At 57.7% G+C, this 19,761-nt stretch carries 17 protein-coding genes; 14 read left to right on the top strand and 3 right to left on the bottom strand.

Annotation, left to right across the window (positions count from 1 at the left end; translation table 11 throughout):
- Positions 1-56 precede the first annotated feature (56 nt).
- Positions 57-2,504: an acyl-CoA dehydrogenase gene (locus tag GHN86_RS07150; protein WP_153376976.1), complete on the bottom strand. Its 2,448-nt coding sequence runs from the start codon at positions 2,502-2,504 to the stop codon at positions 57-59.
- A gap of 133 nt (positions 2,505-2,637) precedes the next feature.
- On the opposite strand from GHN86_RS07150, the gene GHN86_RS07145 reads away from it, so the two are divergent.
- The 3 genes from GHN86_RS07145 (at position 2,638) to GHN86_RS07135 (ending at position 5,116) form a co-directional block, all read left to right on the top strand.
- Positions 2,638-3,261, top strand: coding sequence for a glutathione S-transferase (locus GHN86_RS07145; RefSeq protein WP_153376977.1), 624 nt, complete (start codon positions 2,638-2,640; stop codon positions 3,259-3,261).
- Positions 3,262-3,407: 146 nt separating this feature from the next.
- Complete coding sequence (locus GHN86_RS07140) at positions 3,408-4,340, top strand: ABC transporter ATP-binding protein (RefSeq protein ID WP_153376978.1); 933 nt, start codon at positions 3,408-3,410, stop codon at positions 4,338-4,340.
- A complete protein-coding gene (locus tag GHN86_RS07135) occupies positions 4,337-5,116 on the top strand; it encodes an ABC transporter permease (RefSeq protein WP_153376979.1) in 780 nt (259 codons plus the stop codon). Before GHN86_RS07140 ends, GHN86_RS07135 begins: the two co-directional genes overlap by 4 nt.
- A 39-nt stretch (positions 5,117-5,155) precedes the next feature.
- Here GHN86_RS07135 and GHN86_RS07130 read toward each other — a convergent pair whose 3' ends face one another.
- On the bottom strand, positions 5,156-5,671 hold the full coding sequence (locus GHN86_RS07130; protein ID WP_153376980.1) for a DUF2062 domain-containing protein: 516 nt from the start codon (positions 5,669-5,671) through the stop codon (positions 5,156-5,158).
- Between the two features lie 132 nt (positions 5,672-5,803).
- Between GHN86_RS07130 and GHN86_RS07125 the strand changes: the two genes are divergently transcribed.
- The 8 genes from GHN86_RS07125 to GHN86_RS07090 all read left to right on the top strand — a co-directional run bounded on the left by GHN86_RS07125 (position 5,804) and on the right by GHN86_RS07090 (position 12,936).
- On the top strand, positions 5,804-8,020 hold the full coding sequence (locus tag GHN86_RS07125) for a DNA internalization-related competence protein ComEC/Rec2 (RefSeq protein WP_194286156.1): 2,217 nt from the start codon (positions 5,804-5,806) through the stop codon (positions 8,018-8,020).
- A gap of 167 nt (positions 8,021-8,187) precedes the next feature.
- Positions 8,188-8,823 (top strand): MotA/TolQ/ExbB proton channel family protein, encoded by a 636-nt coding sequence (locus GHN86_RS07120; RefSeq protein ID WP_323369141.1) that lies wholly within the window; start codon positions 8,188-8,190, stop codon positions 8,821-8,823.
- Positions 8,820-9,248, top strand: coding sequence for an ExbD/TolR family protein (locus tag GHN86_RS07115; RefSeq protein ID WP_314490280.1), 429 nt, complete (start codon positions 8,820-8,822; stop codon positions 9,246-9,248). Before GHN86_RS07120 ends, GHN86_RS07115 begins: the two co-directional genes overlap by 4 nt.
- A complete protein-coding gene (gene lpxK, locus GHN86_RS07110; RefSeq protein WP_153376981.1) occupies positions 9,248-10,258 on the top strand; it encodes a tetraacyldisaccharide 4'-kinase in 1,011 nt (336 codons plus the stop codon). The genes GHN86_RS07115 and lpxK overlap by 1 nt, the downstream gene beginning before the upstream one ends.
- Before the next feature lie 23 nt (positions 10,259-10,281).
- A complete protein-coding gene (locus tag GHN86_RS07105; RefSeq protein ID WP_153376982.1) occupies positions 10,282-10,467 on the top strand; it encodes a Trm112 family protein in 186 nt (61 codons plus the stop codon).
- Positions 10,464-11,231: a 3-deoxy-manno-octulosonate cytidylyltransferase gene (gene kdsB, locus GHN86_RS07100; RefSeq protein ID WP_153376983.1), complete on the top strand. Its 768-nt coding sequence runs from the start codon at positions 10,464-10,466 to the stop codon at positions 11,229-11,231. Before GHN86_RS07105 ends, kdsB begins: the two co-directional genes overlap by 4 nt.
- 19 nt (positions 11,232-11,250) lie before the next feature.
- On the top strand, positions 11,251-12,270 hold the full coding sequence (murB, locus tag GHN86_RS07095) for a UDP-N-acetylmuramate dehydrogenase (protein ID WP_153376984.1): 1,020 nt from the start codon (positions 11,251-11,253) through the stop codon (positions 12,268-12,270).
- A gap of 54 nt (positions 12,271-12,324) precedes the next feature.
- Positions 12,325-12,936 (top strand): hypothetical protein, encoded by a 612-nt coding sequence (locus GHN86_RS07090; protein WP_194286157.1) that lies wholly within the window; start codon positions 12,325-12,327, stop codon positions 12,934-12,936.
- 71 nt (positions 12,937-13,007) lie between these two features.
- Here GHN86_RS07090 and rne read toward each other — a convergent pair whose 3' ends face one another.
- A complete protein-coding gene (gene rne / locus GHN86_RS07085; RefSeq protein ID WP_153376985.1) occupies positions 13,008-16,280 on the bottom strand; it encodes a ribonuclease E in 3,273 nt (1,090 codons plus the stop codon).
- 712 nt (positions 16,281-16,992) lie between these two features.
- On the opposite strand from rne, the gene rluC reads away from it, so the two are divergent.
- The 3 genes from rluC to sppA are packed head-to-tail and all read left to right on the top strand — an operon-like array spanning position 16,993 to position 19,614.
- Positions 16,993-17,952: a 23S rRNA pseudouridine(955/2504/2580) synthase RluC gene (gene rluC / locus GHN86_RS07080; protein ID WP_122783945.1), complete on the top strand. Its 960-nt coding sequence runs from the start codon at positions 16,993-16,995 to the stop codon at positions 17,950-17,952.
- Positions 17,942-18,604 carry an HAD-IA family hydrolase gene (locus GHN86_RS07075; RefSeq protein ID WP_323369959.1) on the top strand — a complete coding sequence of 221 codons (663 nt, stop codon included), beginning with the start codon at positions 17,942-17,944 and terminating at the stop codon, positions 18,602-18,604. Before rluC ends, GHN86_RS07075 begins: the two co-directional genes overlap by 11 nt.
- A gap of 20 nt (positions 18,605-18,624) precedes the next feature.
- Positions 18,625-19,614, top strand: a complete 990-nt coding sequence (gene sppA / locus GHN86_RS07070; protein ID WP_153376986.1) for a signal peptide peptidase SppA — start codon at positions 18,625-18,627, stop codon at positions 19,612-19,614.
- Positions 19,615-19,761 lie beyond the last annotated feature (147 nt).

Raw genomic sequence — 19,761 nt, 5'->3', positions numbered from 1 at the left:
GTCCTCTAAAACAAAACGGGCGCGAGAGTATAAAGCTCTGCGCGCCCGCTGTCGTGCTAGCGAATCTTTCCTTCGCTGGCGGTAAGTTGATCCTTGTCGAAGTCATCCACATCAATCACCTTGCGACGTGCATTTTCTGCGGCGCGCAAGGTGTCTGCTTCGTCCGGTTGCAACACTCCGGCCTGCAGCGCCGCATCGATGAGCGGTTGACCCGCAGCAGGTTTGACCTGACCACTTTTCAGTGCCCCATGCAGTTTTTTGTGCAGCGGATGCGCATCGCGTAGCACGTCGCTGGCATGTTGCAGTGCACCAACAGCATCGTCCGCTGCTTGCGGGCGATAGCATCCCGCCAGTATCGCTTCAAGCGTCGGATCGCCTTTGGCGCGGCCCAAAACCGCCGCAACCTCGGCATCGAGAGCATCCGAAGGGCCGGTGTGACGACGACCGAACGGGAACACCACGCCACGCAGTAAAAAGCCCAACGCACGGCTCGGGAAATTCCTCAGCAGTTCATCCAGCGCGCGTTCGGCATGGCCGAGGCTTTCTTCCATTGCCCATTTGAACAACGGATTGAGGTGTTCGGGGGAGTCCAGGTCGTGATAGCGCTTAAGAGCCGCCGATGCCAAATACAGGTGGCTTAGCACATCGCCCAGTCGCGCCGACAGTCGCTCACGGCGCTTAAGCTCGCCGCCCAGTAGCATCATGCTCAGATCGGCAAGCAGCGCAAAGGCTGCTGCCTGACGATTGAGCGCGCGGAAGTAACCTTGGCTTAAGGTATTGCCGGGGGCGTGGTCAAAGCGCCCAAAGCCCAGATTCAGCACCAGCGTGCTGGCCGCGTTGCTGACGGCAAAGCCAATGTGCTTGAGCAGCAGCCCGTCAAACTCCAGCAACGCTTGATCTTTGTCTTCACGGCTGGCCAACGCCATTTCCTTGAGGACAAAGGGATGACAGCGGATCGCGCCCTGACCAAAAATCATCAGGTTGCGCGAGAGGATGTTGGCCCCCTCCACGGTGATGAAAATCGGCGCCCCCTGCCAGTTGCGGCCCAAATAGTTATTAGGCCCCATGATGATGCCCTTGCCGCCGTGAACATCCATTGCGTGGCCGATGCATTCACGGCCGCGCTCGGTCAGGTGATACTTGAGAATGGCTGACAGAACGGAAGGTTTTTCACCCAAATCCACCGCATTAGCCGTCAGGATGCGGGCGCTGTCCATCAGCCAGGCATTGCCGCCAATCCGGGCCAACGCCTCTTGAATACCTTCGAAAGCGGACAGGGGGACATTGAACTGCTCGCGAATTTGAGCGTATTGGCCGGTCACCAGGCTGGTGAACTTGGCCGCACCTGTGCCCACTGCAGGCAGCGAGATGGAGCGCCCCACGGACAGGCAGTTCATCAGCATCATCCAGCCTTTGCCGAGCATGTCCTGACCACCGATCAGGTACTCCAGCGGGATAAATACGTCTTTGCCCGAGTTTGGGCCGTTCATGAAGGCTGCACCCAGTGGCAGGTGGCGGCGGCCGATCTCCACACCGGGTGTGTCGGTCGGAATCAGCGCCAGGGTGATGCCCAAGTCTTCTTTGTCGCCCAGCAGATGCTCCGGGTCATGGGCCTTGAAGGCCAGGCCCAGCAGGGTGGCGACAGGGCCAAGGGTGATGTAGCGCTTTTCCCAGTTCAGGCGCAGCCCGATGACTTCTTCGCCCTGCCATTGGCCTTTGCAGATGATGCCAGTGTCGGGCATCGCGCCTGCATCAGAGCCTGCGAGCGGGCCGGTCAAGGCAAAGCACGGAATGTCGTCACCGCGTGCCAACCGCGGCAGGTAATGGTTGCGCTGTTCTTCGGTGCCGTAGTGCAGTAACAGTTCTGCCGGGCCCAGCGAGTTGGGCACCATGACAGTCGACGCAAGGTCGCCGCTGCGAGTGGCCAGCTTCATTGCTACTTGCGAGTGAGCGTAGGCCGAGAAGCCTTTGCCGCCATAGGCTTTTGGGATGATCAAGGCGAAAAAGCCATGGGTCTTGATATGTGCCCAAGCCTCAGGCGGCAAGTCCATTGCCTGACCGATGTCCCAGTCGCTGACCATGGCGCACAGCTCTTCAGTGGGGCCATCGATAAAAGCTTGTTCTTCCTCTGTCAGTTGAGCCTTGGGGTAGGCCAGTAGCTGTTCCCAGTCAGGGCGCCCACTGAACAACTCGCCATCCCACCACACGGTGCCTGCGTCGATGGCATCGCGCTCGGTTTGAGACATGGGTGGCAAGGTTTTCTGAAACCAGCTGAACAACGGGGCAGTGAACAGCTTGCGCCGCAGGTCAGGCAACAACAACAGGGCGGTGGGGATGGCCAGCAAGATCCATAAGATGGCCAAAAACCAGCCCGACACATGACCAATGACACCCATGGCCAGTAGATAGACCGCGACCATACTGATAATCGTCAAAGGTGCGACGCGTCGATGGGCCAGCCAGGCAACGCCCACGATCAACACCAAAATCCACAACAACAGCATATTCAATCCTCCATGAAGCCAAGGTCGGGAGCCCTGAGTCTAGAACAACGTATTAATTGTGACCCCGTGTAAGAGGCGCAGTTCAGCATCCCGGCGTAGACTGCCTCGGCGTCTATCAATCAGGAGTCTGGTCATGCTGAAAGTGTGGGGTCGCAAGAATTCGTCGAACGTCAGAAAAGTTTTGTGGTGCATTGAAGAGCTGGCGCTGCCTTATAGCAGAGAAGAGGCGGGCGGTGCCTTTGGTGTGGTTGACAGCCCGGAGTATCGTGTGTTGAACCCCAATGGCCGAGTGCCGATGATTCAGGATGATGATTTTGTCCTGTGGGAATCCAACACCATCGTGCGCTATCTGGCTGCTGAATATGGGGACGATACGTCCTGGTATCCGCTGGTTAATCGGGTCAGGGCTCAGGCCGACAAGTGGATGGACTGGACGACCGCATCCTTTGCCGTGGCCTTCCGCGATGTTTTTTGGGGCGTCTTGCGCACTCCGGCCGAGCAACAGGATTGGGTAAAAATTAACGCGGCCATCAAGGCGAGCGCTGAGCTGCTGGTGATCGCCGATCAGGCCTTATCTGAAAAACCATACCTGTCGGGCGAAGAGATTGGCATGGGCGACATCCCGCTGGGTTCGTTCATTTATGCGTGGTTTGAAATGCCCATCGAACGCCCGCCGCTGCCGCATCTGCAAGCGTGGTATGAGCGCCTGAAACTGCGCCCGGCCTATCGCAGCGCGGTGATGACCGCGTTGACTTAATAGCCACTATTAACACTGTTGACTGTACTTGTGTGGCAAGGCCAAGCACCATGCGTGCTGTTAAATGGCCTTGTCGGACTTGTCTTACAGCTAGTCCGCCCTTATTGAGTCATCCCTATTCCCCCCATCTTGGTGCGAAATCCGATATGAGTTCCGCTCTGTCCATACGGCAGCTAACCAAAACCTACGGCAACGGTTTCCAGGCCCTGAGTGGTATCGATCTGGATGTTGCCGAAGGTGACTTCTTCGCCTTACTCGGCCCCAATGGTGCTGGCAAATCCACCACCATTGGCATTCTGTCTACGCTGGTCAACAAGACCAGCGGCACGGTGAATGTCTTTGGCAATGACCTTGATCGCCAGCCCGCCGCCCTGAAACGCTGCATTGGTGTGGTGCCGCAGGAGTTCAACTTCAACCAGTTTGAAAAGACCTTCGACATTGTTGTCACCCAAGCGGGTTACTACGGCATTCCATCCAAAGTTGCCAAAGAACGAGCGGAAAAGTATCTGTCTCAGTTGGGACTTTGGGACAAGCGCGATACGCCTTCGCGTGAGTTGTCGGGCGGCATGAAACGCCGACTGATGATTGCGCGTGCCTTGGTGCACGAGCCGCGCTTGTTGATTCTCGATGAGCCGACGGCGGGTGTAGACATCGAACTGCGTCGTTCGATGTGGAGTTTCCTCACCGGTTTGAATGAGCAGGGCACCACCATCATTCTGACCACGCACTACCTGGAAGAAGCTGAACAGCTGTGCCGCAATATCGGCATCATCGACCACGGCACCATTGTCGAAAATACCAGCATGCGCAATTTGCTGGGGCAGTTGCACGTCGAGACGTTTTTGCTCGATTTGAAGCACCCGTTGTCAGCAGCGCCGCAGTTGATCGGTTATCCAAGCCAACTGCTCGACGACCATACGCTGGAAGTCCAGGTCGACAAAGTCGTGGGCATTACGGGTCTGTTCACTCAATTGGCCGCGCAACACATCGAAGTGGTGAGCTTGCGCAATAAAACCAATCGCCTTGAGGAGTTGTTTGTGTCGCTGGTCGAGAAAAATCTGGCAAAGGTGGCGGTATGAGCTCAGAGCTGCGTCCCAATCTGATCGCGTTGAACACCATCATTTATCGCGAAGTGCGCCGCTTTATGCGGATCTGGCCGCAAACCTTGCTGCCCCCTGCGATCACCATGGTGTTGTACTTTGTTATCTTCGGGAACCTGATCGGTCGCCAAATTGGCGATATGGGCGGCTTTACGTACATGGAGTACATCGTGCCCGGCCTGATCATGATGTCGGTGATCACCAACTCCTACGGCAACGTGGTGTCGAGTTTCTTCGGCAGCAAGTTCCAGCGCTCCATTGAAGAACTGATGGTGTCGCCCGTATCTCCTCACACGATCCTGATCGGTTTTACCGTGGGCGGTATCCTGCGCGGGTTGATCGTGGGATTGATCGTGACATTGCTGTCGTTGTTTTTTACCCATCTACAGGTGCATCACCTGGGGCTGACCATTGTAGTGGTGGTGCTGACAGCCACGATTTTTTCGTTGCTGGGGTTTATCAACGCCGTATTTGCGCGCAACTTCGATGATATTTCGATTATCCCGACCTTCGTGCTGACGCCGCTGACCTATCTGGGTGGAGTGTTTTATTCCATCACCTTGCTGCCGCCGTTCTGGCAGAGTGTGTCGCTGGCCAACCCGGTGCTGCACATGGTCAATGCTTTCCGCTACGGCATCCTGGGTGTTTCTGACATCAAGATCAGCGTTGCGCTGACCTTCATGGTGGTGGCAACTATCGTGTTGTACATCGGTTGCGCCCGACTGCTGGTCAGTGGGCGGGGCATGCGCCAATAAGCATCGCATTTATAAAAATGGCCCTTATAGGGCCATTTTTTATGGGCGATGGTTTTTCCTCTTCGCCCATTTACGGCTGACCCACCAGCGCCAGTACAACATGGTCAGACAATAGGCCAGCGCCCCCAGCACCACGCCACACACCACTGAACCCAATAGGAAAGGCTGCCACACGGTAGAAAGCTGAGCACTGATCCATTCCCACGTCAGCTCATCGGGCAGTTGGCGCGCAGGCACATCCATCAGCCAGGCACCTATTTGGTAGGTGCAATAAAACACGGGTGGCATGGTGATGGGGTTGGTCAGCCATACAAGGCCTACCGAGATCGGCATATTGCTGCGTACGTTGATTGCCAGAAAGGCGGCCAGCAGCATCTGAAAGGGCATGGGAATAAAGGCTGCGAAAATCCCTACAGCCATTGCTCTAGCCACGGAATGCCGATTGAGATGCCAAAGATTCGGGTCATGCAGCAGTGTGCCCAAAAATCGTAAGGATTTATGTTCCCTGATCAGGGCCGGATCTGGCATGAAACGTTTGATCAAACGCCGTGGCATGGGCCTCTCCCTCAGTCAAGGAGCCAGTATGACCAAATTCGGCAGGATGCCTATTCAGACTTTGTGACAATTATTTAAGTGCCTGTCGTGAGTTTCAGCTAATCCGGGTGATGGGAAACTTTTGGACGGGCGATGCACACAAGGATGTTGGCGCTGGCGTCGGGCTTGATTGCCTTGCGCTTTTTACCGGAACTGCCGCCGGTGTGGTGTGTTTATGGGGGGCTAGCCGCTGGGCTGATGTTACTGATAGGGCGCAGGTACCCGGCTGCTTTGTTTTTGCTCGGAATCTGCTGGGCTTGCCTGCAAGCGCAATCGGCCCTTGATGATCGATTGCCCTCTGCACTCGACGGGCGAACGCTTTGGGTCGAGGGGCGTGTGGTCGGGCTGCCGCAGTCAAGGGACAAGAGCGTGCGTTTCGAACTGCAAGGCGCTCATTCGCGACACGTCGAACTACCGGCGAACCTGCTGCTGAGCTGGTGGGGTGGGCCGTCGGTCAAAAGTGGCGAGCGCTGGCGATTGGCGGTCACACTCAAGCGCCCCAAGGGCTTGCTCAATCCGCAGGGGTTCGACTATCAGGCCTGGTTGCTGGCGCAGCGAATCGGCGCGACAGGGTCGGTCAAAGATGGCCAGCTAATCACGTCAGCCACTTATGCTTGGCGTGATGGCGTTCGTCAGCGGCTGCTCAACACCGATGCCAACGGCCGGGCGCCGTGGTTGGCCGCGCTGGTCATGGGCGACGGTTCGGGGCTGAGTCGCGATGATTGGCAACTGCTGCAAGCGACCGGTACGGTGCATTTGTTGGTGATTTCCGGGCAACACATCGGTTTGTTTGCCGGTTTGCTCTACGGTCTGGTCGCTCTGCTGGCACGCTATGGGCCATGGCCGCGGCGGCTGCCGTGGTTGCCTTGGGCATGTGGGCTGGCGTTTGCCGGGGCCACGGGCTACGGCATGCTGGCGGGGTTTGAGGTGCCGGTGCAGCGTGCCTGTGTGATGCTCGGTCTGGTGTTGCTGTGGCGATTGCGTTTTCGTCATTTAGGCGTGTGGATGCCGTATTTACTGGCGCTCAATGCCGTGTTGATGGTCGATCCGCTGGCGAGCCTGAGGCCTGGGTTGTGGTTGTCCTTTGGCGCGGTGGCTGTGTTGATTTTTACCTTTGGCTCGCGCTTGGGGGCGTGGGGTTGGCGAGCCGCATGGCTTCGGCCGCAAGGTCTGATCGCGCTGGGATTGTTCCCCCTGTTATGGATACTGGGTTTGCCCATCAGTTTGAGCGGGCCGCTGGCCAATCTGGTGGCGGTGCCATGGATCAGCCTGTTGGTGCTACCCACGGCGTTATTGGGCACGTTCCTGCTGCCGGTGCCTTGGCTGGGGGAGAGCCTGCTCTGGCTGTCGGGCGGATTGCTGGATGTGCTGATTCGTGGGCTGAACCTGTTATCCGCTGTGTTCACGCCCTGGTTGCCCGTAGAAGTGCCTGTGTACGTCTGGCTATTAACCGTCATGGGCGTGTTGCTGCTGTTGTTGCCCGCGGGTGTGGTGCTTAGGCCGCTGGGTTGGCCGCTGGTGCTGCTGGCCGTGTTTGCGCCGCGCGAACAGATTCCTCACGGTCAAGCTGAGGTGCTGCAACTGGATGTCGGGCAGGGTTTGGCGATGGTCGTGCGCACCCGTCATCACACGCTTCTGTACGATGCTGGGCCTAAAATCAGGGATCTGGATCAAGGTGAGCGGGTAGTGGTGCCAGTGTTGCGTTCGTTGGGAGTTAAGGCACTGGACCTGATGTTGATCAGTCACGCCGACTCGGATCACGCGGGAGGGGCTCTGGCGGTACAGCGCAGCATCAAGGTGGCGCAAGTCATCAGCGGTGATGTGCCGGGGTTGCCTGACCAATTGCAGGCCCAGCCTTGTCGCGCCGATGAGCATTGGGAGTGGGATGGTGTTCGGTTTTCGCTGTGGCAGTGGCAAGAGGCAAAGGACAGCAATCAGAAGTCTTGCGTATTACAGGTCGAAGCCCGCGGTGAACGGCTGTTGCTGACGGGGGACATTGACGTTAATGCTGAGCGGGCCTTGCTGAAATCTTCGCTGGCGGTTCCTACTCAGTGGCTACAAGCCCCGCACCACGGCAGCCGAACCTCATCCTCGATGGTGTTTCTCAAAGCACTGGCACCCGCTGCGGTGCTGATTTCCCGCGGTCACGGCAATACGTTTGGTCATCCACATCCGCTTGTGTCTGCGCGTTATCAGGCGCTGGGGATGCAGGTTCTCGACAGCGCCGAACAAGGCGCCATTCAGTTCAGGTTAGGAGCCTTTGGATCAGCGCAGAGTGTTCAGGCACAGCGCCGGTTTTGGCGCGATTAAATGGGCTAAACCTCAATGCAGCCAATACGGTTTTGTAGTCGCTGTCGAGGTACGAGGCTGCGATAGGGCCAAAGGCATTCAAATTGCAGATCCCGTAGCGCAGCAGTTGTTAAGCGAGCATTGAACGCTATGGTAGAGTGGCGCACTTTTTCGAGGGGATTGTCACTGTGTGGGAACTGGTCAAATCCGGCGGCTGGATGATGCTGCCGATCATTCTGAGCTCTGTTGCCGCGCTGGGCATTATTGTCGAGCGCCTGTGGACCCTGCGTGCCAGTCGCGTCACGCCGCCTCATCTGTTGGGGCAGGTGTGGGTCTGGATCAAAGACAAGCAGCTGGACAAGGACAAACTCAAACAACTACGGGCCGACTCCCCGCTGGGTGAAATCCTGGCCGCCGGTCTGGCCAACTCCCGGCATGGTCGCGAGATCATGAAAGAGTGCATTGAAGAGGCCGCCGCAAGGGTCATTCATGAGCTGGAGCGCTACCTCAACGCGTTGGGTACCATTGCTGCGATGGCCCCTCTTTTAGGGCTCTTGGGCACAGTGCTGGGTATGATCGATATTTTCAGCTCGTTTATGGGCTCGGGCATGACCAGTAACGCGGCCGTGCTCGCTGGGGGTATTTCCAAAGCGCTGATTACCACTGCCGCCGGTTTGATGGTCGGTATTCCCGCCGTGTTCTTCCACCGTTTCCTGCAGCGTCGGGTTGATGAACTGGTGGTGGGTATGGAGCAGGAAGCGATCAAACTGGTCGAAGTGGTGCAGGGCGACCGTGAAGTCGATATAGCCGGGAGCAACGCGTGAAGTTTCGCCGCAAGCCACGAGAAACAGTGGATATCAACCTCGCGTCGTTGATCGACGTGGTGTTTATCTTGCTGCTGTTCTTTGTCGTGACCACTACCTTCACCCGTGAAACCCAGCTGCGGGTGGACTTGCCGGAGGCTGTCAGCGGTTCGCCCGAGCAGGAGCCGAACAGCAAGCAACTGGATGTCGCCATCAGCGCGGACGGCGTATTTTCGGTGAATAATCAGTTATTGCCTAAAAACGATCTGGCCAGCCTGATCGAAGCGCTGCAAAAAGAGTCCGGGGGTGATACCAGCCTGCCCCTGTCGATCAGTGCAGATGGTAAAACCCAGCATCAAGCGGTCATTACGGCGATGGATGCCGCCGGTAAGTTGGGCTTCAGTCATCTGCGCATGACCACGGTCGAGGCGCAGACGACTCCCTGATGGCCATGTCTGATCGTTTGTTGCGCGCCTGGTATGCCGGGCACCCTTTGCTCAGGTTGTTGAGCCCCCTTGAGTGTTTATACCGCCGTGTGGTCGAGCGTAAACGTGCTCGTTTCGTGGCGGGCGAGGGCGACATCTATCGTGCGCCGGTGCCGTTGGTCGTCGTCGGCAATATCACGGTGGGCGGTACGGGAAAAACCCCGCTGATTCTCTGGTTGATCGAGCATTGCCAACGTCGCGGTTTGAAGGTGGGTGTGGTGAGCCGTGGCTATGGGGCCAAACCGCCGCACCTGCCTTGGCGTGTGCAGGCTGAACACAGCGCTGGCGTTGCAGGCGATGAACCCCTGTTGATTGTGCAGCGCACAGGCGTGCCGTTGATGATCGACCCGGATCGCAGTCGCGCCGTCAAAGCCTTGCTGGACAGTGAGCCGCTGGACTTGATCCTGTCTGACGACGGCTTGCAGCATTACCGGCTGGCCCGAGATCTGGAACTGGTTTTGATTGATAACGCCAGAGGCCTGGGCAATGGTCATTGTTTGCCCGCCGGCCCTTTACGTGAGCCCGCAGAGCGCTTGAATAGTGTCGATGCGGTGTTATACAACGGCGCGGCCAATGATCCGTCGGGCGGATTTTCCTTCCAGTTACAGCCCACGGCACTGATTAATCTGGTCAGTGGAGAACGTCAGGCGTTGGATTATTTTGCGCCAGAACAGGCGTTGCACGCCGTGGCAGGGATCGGTAATCCGCAGCGTTTCTTCACTACCCTTGAAGCGCTACACTGGCGGCCAATTGCCCATGCTTTCGCAGACCATGCGCCTTACAGTGCCGAGGTCTTGAATTTCAAACCGTCATTACCCATGGTGATGACGGAAAAAGATGCGGTGAAGTGCCGAGACTTTGCGTCCCCCGACTGGTGGTATCTCGCGGTAGACGCTGTGCCGTCGCAGGCATTTGTGCTGTGGTTTGACCAACAGTTGTCGCGGCTTTTACCTAATCATCTTTCACCCTAACTCATTCTTTTCAGGGGAACCCTATGGACACCAAACTGCTCGATATTCTCGCTTGCCCGGTTTGCAAAGGCCCGCTCAAGCTCAGCGCCGATAAAACCGAATTGATCAGTAAAGGGGCCGGCCTGGCTTACCCGATTCGCGATGGCATTCCGGTGATGCTGGAAAGCGAAGCACGCACCCTCGACACCGATGAGCGTCTGGATAAATGATCCCGGTTTTTACCGTCGTAATTCCGTCGCGCTTTGCGTCGACCCGTTTGCCCGGCAAGCCGCTGCAAATGATTGCTGGCAAACCGATGGTTCAGCATGTCTGGGAACAGGCCTGTAAAAGCAGTGCGCAACAGGTAGTGGTTGCCACTGATGATCAGCGCATTGTCGACGCCTGCAACGCGTTCGGTGCGCACGTGGTTCTGACCCGCGCAGACCATGAGTCCGGCACTGACCGTCTGGCAGAGGTCGCGACCCAATTGGGTTTGGCCAGCGATGCCATCGTGGTCAATGTCCAGGGCGACGAGCCGATGATCCCGCCCCAGGTGATTGATCAAGTTGCTGCCAACCTGGCCGCTCATCCTGAAGCCCGCATGGCGACGCTGGCTGAACCGATTGAAGACGCCCAGACCTTGTTCAATCCGAATGTGGTCAAGGTGGTCAGTGATATCAATGGGCTGGCGCTGACGTTCAGTCGCGCAACGCTGCCGTGGGCGCGCGATGATTTTGCTCTGCATCCCGACACTTTGCCGGCCGGTGTGCCTTATCGTCGTCATATTGGCATTTATGCCTACCGCGCCGGCTTCCTGCATGACTTCGTAAGCTGGGGCCCTTGCTGGCTCGAAAACACCGAGCGGCTGGAGCAATTGCGGGCTCTGTGGCATGGCGTGCGCATTCATGTGGCCGATGTGCTTGAAGCGCCGCCTGCCGGTGTCGATACCCCGGAAGATCTTGAGCGCGTTCGGCGTTTGCTGGAGGCTCGATGATTGAGCTGAAGGGGCGCTTATGAGTTTGCAGTTGCAGGTCAATGCCTCGCTCAAGCCGTTCAACAGTTTTGGCGTAGACGTGCGCGCCAGTCTGTTTGCCGAAGCCCACAGTGATGACGATGTGCGTGAGGCCTTGCAGTGCTCGGCACAACGCAATTTACCGCTATTGGTGATTGGCGGCGGCAGCAACTTGCTGTTGACGGCCGACGTACCCGCTTTGGTGATGCGCATGGCAACCCGTGGTATTCGTCTGGTCGAAGACGATGGCGAGCGTGTCGTGATTGAGGCAGAAGCGGGCGAGGTGTGGCACGCTTTTGTACTGTGGACGCTCGAACAGGGCCTGTGCGGGCTGGAAAACCTCAGCTTGATTCCCGGCACCGTAGGCGCTGCGCCGATGCAGAATATTGGCGCGTATGGCGTTGAGATCAAAGACGTGTTTGCGGGGCTGACCGCACTTGATCGGCAAACCGGCGAGTTGCGTGATTTCACCCTGGACGACTGCAAGTTTGGCTACCGTGACAGCGTGTTCAAACAGCAGGTTGGGCGATGGTTGATTCTACGGGTCAGGTTTGCCCTGAGCCGAGCTCCACGCTTGCGCCTGGAATACGGTCCTGTTCGCCAGCGTTTGAGCGAGCAAGGAATTGAACAGCCGACGGCGACCGATGTGAGCCGTGCCATCAGTAGCATTCGCAGTGAAAAACTGCCGGACCCTGCGGTATTGGGCAACGCTGGCAGTTTCTTCAAGAACCCGGTGGTGTCTGCTGCCCTGGCGGCTGAATTGAAGCTGGCGCACCCCGGCGTGATCGGTTACCCGCAAGCCGATGGCCGAGTGAAGCTGGCGGCAGGGTGGTTGATTGAAGCCGCAGGCTGGAAGGGTTTCCGCGAGAACGATGCCGGGGTACACCGCTTGCAATCCTTGGTACTGGTCAACTATGGCTCGGCCACCGGCTTGCAGTTGCTGGCGCTGGCGCAGCGTATTCAGGCTGACATCGAAGAGCGCTTTGCGGTGCAGCTCGAGATGGAGCCTAACCTGTATTAATGGAGCCAGCCTGACGTATGTGCGCATGCGCAGGCTTTTCGGTCTGGATCATCAATGAAGTCACTTCCTGCTGTGTCGCTGGCGCTCTGTCTGGCGACGTTAACCGGGTGCATGACCGCCCCGCCCAAAGACCAGGGCAACCTCTGTTCGATCTATCGCCAATATCCGGCCTGGTACAAGGACTCGGTGGCGATGCAGAGCAAGTGGGGAACCCCGCCCCATATCGCTATGGCAATCATGAAGCAGGAAAGCAGCTTTGTGGCCGATGCACTTCCGCCTCGCGCTTACCTGTTGTGGGTGATTCCGTGGGGCAGGGTTAGCCCTTCCTACGGTTACGCGCAGGCTCAGCCGCCCGCCTGGAGCGATTTTGAACGAAGTATGGGCAGTAGTGGTTCGCGCGATGACTTTGGTGACGCCATCATGTTTATCGGGTGGTACGCAGCAGGTACCCAGCAGCAACTGGGCATTTCCAAGTGGGATGCCTATAACCAGTATCTGGCGTATCACGAAGGCCGTGGCGGTTTTAGCCGTAATACCTATCGAGCAAAACCCTGGTTGATGCAAGTAGCGCGCAAAGTCGATCAGCAGGCTAAAACCTACGGCGCGCAGCTCAATCAGTGCCGTGGTGAGCTGGAGCGTGAACGTCGCTCCTTTTGGTTCTTTTAGAACTTTAAACACTGTGCATAAAAAAGCCCCGCCAGTTCAGAACTGGCGGGGCTTTTTAGTGGCCTTCAGAATCAGGCGAGGGGTTTAGGCTCGTGCTCTGCTTCCGGGGCTACGGTTTCGCTGGCTGCTTGAGCGGCGGCTGCGGCTGCGGCCTCACGCTTGCGGCGACGTACTTCGCGTGGATCGTTAGGTGCACGACCGTTGCTTGGCTGAGTGCTGGCAGCCGGTGCGGCCACTACCACTTCAATCACTTCAGTAGTCACTACGGTTTCAGCCGGAGCGGTTACAGCGGTTTCGATCACAGTGGCTTCAGCAACCACAACTTCGGCGGCAACAGGTGCAGCTGGAGTCGGAGCGGGTTCTACCACGGCAGGTTCGGCAATTGGCTCGCGAACAACGCGTGCTTCCTTGACGTGCTCAGGCGCTTTTTCGAAGACGGGCTTAGCGGCTGCCGGCGCTTCTACGCGTGGCGCTTCTACTGCCGGAGCTTCGACGACGGCTTCGATCACGGGTTCTGGCGCAGCAACCGGCGTTTCGATGGCAGGGACAGGCTCAGCAGCGGCCTTGATTTCAGGTTCTGCTGATACCACCGGTGCGGCCACTTCAACTTCAGGTGCCTTGACCGCTTCGATGGCTGTTACCGCTTCAACTACAGGCGCTTCGACAACCGGGGCTTGAGCGGCTGGCGTTTCAATCGCGGGTGTCTCAACCACAGGCGCTTCTACCGCTGGAGACTCGACAATCGGCGTTGCAACAATAGCAACGGCAGTCGTTTGAGCTTCTGCAGCCACAACGGTTTGGGCCAGGGCCGAGTCGTGAGTGGCTTGGGTAGCGCGTTCAGCTTGCTGGTGAGCCTGGGCTTCAGCGGGTGCGCTGATGACCGAGCTCGCAACGGCTTCAGTGACGGCCAAACCGGCAGCCAGTTCAGCGGCGGTTGCTGGAGCGTTTTCGCCGTTGGTTTCTTCGCTCTGCTCTTCCGAGCCTTCAATCACGTTGCCATTGGCATCGCGTTGACGTTCGCGACGGTTGCTGCGACGACGTTGACCACGTGAGCGGCGGCGTGGACGATCGCCTTCGGCGTTTTCCTGCGACTCTTCCTGGGCCTGTGCTTCGCTGGACAGTACTTCTTCGTCATCAGCGGCGGCTACCGGCTGGACTTCCCGTGGAGCACGTTCTTCACGCGGAGCACGTGGTTGACGTTCTTCACGCGGTGCACGGGCTGGGCGTTCTTCTTCGATGGCCGCTGCAGCTGGCGCAACGACTGGAACAGCGTCCAGAGGCTCGCGCAGTTCGCGAACACGCTCTTCACGTTCGCCACGTGGTTTGCGGTCTTCACGAGGTGCGCGTGGAGCACGTTCTTCGCGCGGAGCACGCGGTGCGCGCTCTTCACGAGGTGCGGCTACAACCGGCGTGTCTTCGCGCGGCTCGCGCACTTCGCGTGGAGCGCGTTCTTCACGTGGGGCACGTTCCTCGCGAGGTGCGCGTTCTTCACGAGGCTTGCGCTCTTCGTCACGGCGGCCATTGCGGTTACGGCTTTGCTGGCGGCCATTGCGACGCTCTTCGTTGCGTGCAGGGCGCTCAGGTGTGGCGGGTTTTTCAGCAACAGCAGGAGCTGCCGGTTCTTCCTTGGAAGCGAACAGGCTAACCAGCGACTTTACAAGACCTTTGAACAGGCTTGGTTCGGCGATGCTGGCCGTTGGAGTCGGTGCTGGGGCCGCGGCTGCGCTGGCTTCAGTCGGTACCGGAGCCGAAGCGCGCGGCGGAGCTGTTTTGACGGCGGCTTCCTGGCGGACAAGAGTGCGTGTCGCAGCGGCAGGTTGAACTTCTTCAACTTCGGCAGCAGCGGCAGCAATTTCGTAGCTGGACTGGTTGGTGTTGGCTTCCGGGCTGTCATCACGCAAGCGCTGAACTTCGAAGTGTGGCGTTTCGAGGTGATCGTTCGGCAGGATGATGATGCGAGCGCGGGTGCGCAGTTCGATCTTGGTGATCGAGTTACGTTTTTCGTTCAGCAGGAATGCCGCCACCGGGATTGGCACCTGAGCGCGTACTTCAGCAGTACGGTCTTTCAGGGCTTCTTCTTCGATCAGGCGCAGGATAGCCAGCGACAGCGACTCAACGTCACGGATGATGCCGGTGCCGTTGCAGCGTGGGCAAACGATACCGCTGCTTTCGCCCAGCGATGGGCGCAGGCGCTGACGGGACATTTCCAGCAGGCCAAAGCGCGAGATACGGCCCACTTGAACGCGGGCGCGGTCTGCTTCCAGGCATTCGCGGACTTTTTCTTCCACTGCGCGCTGGTTTTTGGCCGGGGTCATGTCGATGAAGTCGATGACGATCAGGCCGCCAATGTCGCGCAGGCGCAACTGACGGGCGATTTCTTCGGCGGCTTCAAGGTTGGTTTGCAGTGCGGTTTCTTCGATATCGCTGCCTTTGGTGGCGCGCGCCGAGTTGATGTCGATGGACACCAGGGCTTCGGTCGGGTCGATAACGATGGAGCCGCCGGAAGGCAGTTCAACGACGCGCTGGAAGGCGGTCTCGATCTGGCTTTCGATCTGGAAACGATTGAACAGCGGAACGCTGTCTTCGTAGAGTTTGATTTTGCTGGCGTACTGCGGCATCACCTGGCGGATGAAGGTCAGGGCTTCGTCCTGGGCTTCAACGCTGTCGATCAGCACTTCGCCGATGTCCTGGCGCAGGTAATCGCGAATGGCACGGATGATCACGTTGCTTTCCTGATAGATCAGGAACGGCGCGGAGCGATCCAGCGAAGCTTCTTTGATGGCGGTCCACAGTTGCAGCAGGTAATCGAGGTCCCACTGCATTTCTTCGCTGCTGCGGCCCAGGCCGGCAGTGCGCACGATCAGGCCCATGTCAGCAGGGGCGATCAGGCCGTTGAGGGCTTCACGCAGTTCATTGCGTTCTTCGCCTTCAATGCGACGGGAGATGCCGCCGGCACGCGGGTTGTTGGGCATCAGCACCAGGTAACGGCCAGCGAGGCTGATGAAGGTGGTCAGGGCTGCGCCCTTGTTGCCACGTTCTTCTTTCTCGACCTGCACGATTACTTCCTGGCCTTCGCTCAGGACATCCTTGATGTTGACGCGGCCTTCAGGAGCTTTCTTGAAGTACTCGCGGGAGATTTCTTTGAGGGGCAGGAAGCCGTGGCGCTCAGAGCCGAAATCGACAAAGGCAGCCTCAAGGCTTGGTTCTATGCGAGTGATTCGGCCTTTGTAAATATTGGCTTTCTTCTGCTCGCGTGCACCCGACTCGATGTCCAGGTCGTAGAGGCGTTGGCCATCTACCAGTGCAACGCGCAACTCTTCAGGTTGAGTTGCATTAATCAGCATTCTTTTCATGTTGTACCGTCGGTTTCCGGGCTACCGGAAACGGCGTTCGGCACACACGACTTCTCACGGTCGGTGTCAGGTGCGTCAGGAGTAGTTGGCCACTCCAGTGTCCAGCGAGGTTCGACCAATGGGGGCGAAGTCGCGACTTACGCTTCCTGCTTGCTGTGGTGACTTAAGTTAAGCACTCAGTCAGGAGGAGGAATCAACCAGCGGCTGTGGACGAGATGAAGCGTCTTGAAAAAGCCTAGTGCTACACAGTCCGGCGGTTGTGCATCTCCACCCTACACGTATCCCTGATAATTCGGGTGCTGCCGCGCGCAGAATCCGCAGCGGGTTGGCATTTACCGTGTTCTCCAAAAGGGGAGTTCACGCATCATGGCTAATAAAGGCGTAGTTTCCGAAGCATTCGCTCGCAACACCCGCAGCTGACTGCACTTTGTGAACTGGCCGTGAATATCGGCGTAAAAGGCGAGTTTGCACTCTGCTTTCCAGGCTCGCTTCAGGCCTCATGTCACCTGCGCTTGTTACAACTCCACGTGCTGCGTATGCAGCAAAAGCCCCGTAGGACGGCCTCGCGTCCTGATCAAGAGCGTTGGTCAGGGTCGGTGATTCACCGTTAATCCGCTGTCCAGGCCGCTTTTGGCGGCGTTCGCGACTATAGCAGCAATGATTAAGTGCTTCAATTCCATAAAAAATTGTTATCATTCGCGCCATGACGACCACGACCCCCCCGACCCCCAGCGTTCAGCTGCTTGAGGTCTCGCCGGAATATGCCGGCCAACGCATCGACAACTTTTTACTTGCACGGCTCAAGGGTGTTCCCAAGACCTTGATTTACCGCATTTTGCGTAAAGGCGAAGTGCGTGTGAACAAGGGACGGATCAAGCCCGAATACAAGCTGCAGGCGGGCGATATCGTGCGCGTGCCGCCGGTTCGTGTGCCTGAGCGTGATGAGCCGGTGCCCCTGGCTCAAGGCTTGTTGCAGCGCCTCGAAGCCGCCATTGTCTATGAAGACAAAGCGCTGATTGTGCTGAACAAGCCTGCCGGCATTGCTGTGCATGGCGGCAGCGGCCTGACCTTTGGGGTCATCGAAGCCTTTCGTCAGTTGCGCCCCGACGCTAAAGAACTTGAGCTGGTGCATCGCCTGGATCGCGACACGTCCGGCCTGTTGATGATTGCCAAAAAGCGCAGCATGTTGCGTCACTTGCATGCTGCTTTGCGGGGTGATGGTGTCGATAAGCGCTACATGGCGTTGGTGCGTGGTAACTGGGCGACGTCCATCAAGCAAGTGCGCGCACCCTTGATGAAAAGCAATCTACGTTCCGGCGAGCGCATGGTTGAAGTCAATGAAGAGGGCAAGGAGTCGGTCACCGTATTCAAGGTGCTGCGCCGCTTCGGTGACTTTGCCACCATGATCGAGGCCAAGCCGATTACCGGCCGTACTCACCAAATTCGCGTGCACACCTTGCACGCCGGGCATTGCATTGCCGGTGATACCAAGTACGGCGATGAAGACTTCTCCAAGGAAATTCGCGATCTGGGCGGTAAGCGTCTGTTTCTGCACGCCTATATGCTGACCGTGCCGCTGCCCGAAGGCGGGGAGTTGAAATTGCAGGCACCGGTTGACGAAATGTGGGCTAAAACCGTGGAGCGTTTGCTGAGTGCAGAATGACTACAAGCTGCTGATTTTCGACTGGGACGGGACATTGGCCGACTCTATCGGGCGAATTGTCACCGCAATGCACATTGCGGCGCAGCGTGCTGGTCGACCCGAGCGTAATGATGAGGCGGTGAAGGGAATTATTGGGCTGGGATTGCCTGAAGCCATCTTGACACTTTATCCCGATATGACGCCTGAGCAGGTGGTTTCATTTCGCCAACATTACGCCGATGTCTACATCGCTATGGATGCCCAGCCTTCGCCGCTTTTTGCGGGCGTAAAGGACTCGCTGGAGGCCTTTCGGGCTGAGGGCTATCGTCTGGCTGTCGCTACGGGCAAGGCCAGGCGTGGTCTTGATCGGGTGCTCAAGGCTAATGGCTGGGAAGATTTCTTTGATATCACCCGTGCAGCCGATGAGTCGGCCAGCAAGCCTGATCCGTTGATGCTGAACCAGATTCTTGCCCATTGCGATGTTCGGCCCGAGCACGTCTTGATGGTGGGGGATGCTTCCTTCGATTTGCTGATGGCGCGTAATGCGGGCATTGATTCTGTTGCGGTGGGCTATGGTGCTCAATCGATGCAAAGCTTGCTGGCGTATGAGCCGCGGTTGGCGATTGAGCGTTTTACCGAATTGCGTACCTGGCTGGGTCGCCAGGTTAATTAAGGTCTTTGCTGGGGTAGAGCATGGTTGATCAATGGAAAGCGCCTGCAGAGGCTGAGCCGAGTGCCGGGGATGATAAAAGCTGGAAGCTCCTGGAAAAAACCTTGTTGGCGGGTATTCAAGAGCAGCGCCGTTCGCGTCGCTGGGGTATTTTTTTCAAGCTACTGACCTTTTTCTATCTGATAGCCATGCTGGTTTTGTTTACGCCTCTGTTGGATATGGAGCGCAGCGTAACCAGCGGTTCGGGTTATACCGCGCTGATTGATGTGCGTGGTGTCATTGCGGATAAAGAGCAGGCCAGTGCCGACAATCTTGTGACCAGTCTGCGGGCTGCTTTTGAAGACCCAAAGGTCAAGGGCGTGATCCTGCGTATCAACAGTCCGGGCGGCAGTCCGGTTCAGTCGGGCTATGTCTATGATGAAATTCGCCGCCTGCGCGGCTTGAATCCAAGCATCAAGGTGTATGCGGTCATTTCCGATCTGGGGGCTTCAGGCGCTTATTACATTGCCAGTGCGGCGGATGAAATTTACGCAGACAAGGCCAGTCTGGTCGGCTCGATAGGTGTGACGGCAGCGGGCTTTGGTTTTGTGGGGGCGATGGAGAAGCTGGGTATTCAGCGCCGTGCCTATACCTCTGGCGACCATAAGGCCTTTCTTGATCCGTTCGAGCCTGAAAAGCCGGAAGAGACAAAGTTTTGGCAGGGCGTGCTGAATATTACTCACGAGCAGTTCATTGACAGCGTGAAGCAGGGGCGTGGTGATCGTCTAAAGGACAAGGATCATCCTGAGCTGTTTTCCGGTCTGGTCTGGACGGGTCAGCAGGCCTTGCCGTTGGGCTTGATTGACGGTTTGGGCAATGCCAGCTCGGTTGCGCGCGATGTGATCGGCGAAAAAGAACTGGTGGACTTTACCGTGCAGGAGTCGGCGTTTGATCGCTTCTCCAAAAAGCTGGGTGCCAGTGTGGCTGAGCAATTGGCGATGTGGATGGGCTTTCAAGGGCCTACGCTGCGCTGATTGACTGTGACGCTCTCAAGAAACGGCCTTCGGGCCGTTTTTTTTTGTGGGGCGGTTTGCATCTCAAGCGCGAAAATAACGTAGCAGTTGACGAGTAATGCGAGGCTACGTTCGACGATGCAATCGTCGCAACCTCTGTCAGTGCGG

Source organism: Pseudomonas helleri, assembly GCF_009600315.1.
Lineage (GTDB): Bacteria > Pseudomonadota > Gammaproteobacteria > Pseudomonadales > Pseudomonadaceae > Aquipseudomonas > Aquipseudomonas helleri_A.
Note: the sequence above shows the minus strand (reverse complement) of the source record. Positions and strands in the feature narration are given on the sequence as shown.

Bases quoted from the DNA above. Each gene is read 5' to 3' on its own strand.
- rne (WP_153376985.1), bottom strand. From the start codon at position 16,280: ATGCTGATTAATGCAACTCAACCTGAAGAGTTGCGCGTTGCACTGGTA.
- rluC (WP_122783945.1), top strand. From the start codon at position 16,993: ATGACGACCACGACCCCCCCGACCCCCAGCGTTCAGCTGCTTGAGGTC.
- kdsB (WP_153376983.1), top strand. From the start codon at position 10,464: ATGATCCCGGTTTTTACCGTCGTAATTCCGTCGCGCTTTGCGTCGACC.
- murB (WP_153376984.1), top strand. From the start codon at position 11,251: ATGAGTTTGCAGTTGCAGGTCAATGCCTCGCTCAAGCCGTTCAACAGT.
- GHN86_RS07135 (WP_153376979.1), top strand. From the start codon at position 4,337: ATGAGCTCAGAGCTGCGTCCCAATCTGATCGCGTTGAACACCATCATT.
- GHN86_RS07140 (WP_153376978.1), top strand. From the start codon at position 3,408: ATGAGTTCCGCTCTGTCCATACGGCAGCTAACCAAAACCTACGGCAAC.
- GHN86_RS07105 (WP_153376982.1), top strand. From the start codon at position 10,282: ATGGACACCAAACTGCTCGATATTCTCGCTTGCCCGGTTTGCAAAGGC.
- GHN86_RS07125 (WP_194286156.1), top strand. From the start codon at position 5,804: ATGCACACAAGGATGTTGGCGCTGGCGTCGGGCTTGATTGCCTTGCGC.
- sppA (WP_153376986.1), top strand. From the start codon at position 18,625: ATGGTTGATCAATGGAAAGCGCCTGCAGAGGCTGAGCCGAGTGCCGGG.
- lpxK (WP_153376981.1), top strand. From the start codon at position 9,248: ATGGCCATGTCTGATCGTTTGTTGCGCGCCTGGTATGCCGGGCACCCT.
- GHN86_RS07145 (WP_153376977.1), top strand. From the start codon at position 2,638: ATGCTGAAAGTGTGGGGTCGCAAGAATTCGTCGAACGTCAGAAAAGTT.
- GHN86_RS07130 (WP_153376980.1), bottom strand. From the start codon at position 5,671: ATGCCACGGCGTTTGATCAAACGTTTCATGCCAGATCCGGCCCTGATC.
- GHN86_RS07090 (WP_194286157.1), top strand. From the start codon at position 12,325: ATGAAGTCACTTCCTGCTGTGTCGCTGGCGCTCTGTCTGGCGACGTTA.
- GHN86_RS07150 (WP_153376976.1), bottom strand. From the start codon at position 2,504: ATGCTGTTGTTGTGGATTTTGGTGTTGATCGTGGGCGTTGCCTGGCTG.